Raw genomic sequence first — 556 nt, forward strand, 5'->3', positions numbered from 1 at the left:
TATATCAACTGGGCTGTAGACCGTGTAAGGAAAAGAGTCCAGAAGGACTTTCATGATTACGACCGGAGAAAGTGTAAGAGAATGAGGCATGTCTTTCACAAACCCTATGAGTCCCTGTCGGATAAACAGCGATGGTATCTGGAGAGATACCTCCACCTGTCTTCAGAATTGAAAGTGGCTTATCGATTAAAAGAGGCGTATCAAACGTGGTTTGAGATAGCAAAGCGGGGAGATATCAAGCAAGTGAAAGAGGACTTATATGCCTTTTATGACCTTGTGGCTTCCTCAGGGATGAAAGAATTCATGGCCGCGGTGGATACGTTCAGGAACTGGCAGACCGAAATCATGAATAGTTTTATGTTTGATTACAGCAATGGCTTCGTAGAAGGATTGAACAACCAGACGAAAGTATTGAAACGGAATGCCTTCGGCTTTCGCCGGCACGACCGGTTGCGGGCCCGCATTCTGATGCATCACCAATTCAAGAACGTAGGCAAGCACCTAGGATAAAGGGGCGGAGGAAAAGATCCTCCACCCCAACATTTGAAATAGAACC

The 556-nt window shown here is 46.0% G+C and carries 1 protein-coding gene; it reads left to right on the forward strand.

Annotated features, from left to right (window positions below):
• Nucleotides 1-510: transposase (locus CKW00_RS13505; RefSeq protein ID WP_143544255.1), on the forward strand; the 510-nt coding region annotated here is incomplete at its 5' end.
• Nucleotides 511-556 lie beyond the last annotated feature (46 nt).

Source organism: Salimicrobium humidisoli (assembly GCF_002295105.1).
Lineage (GTDB): Bacteria > Bacillota > Bacilli > Bacillales > Halobacillaceae > Salimicrobium > Salimicrobium humidisoli.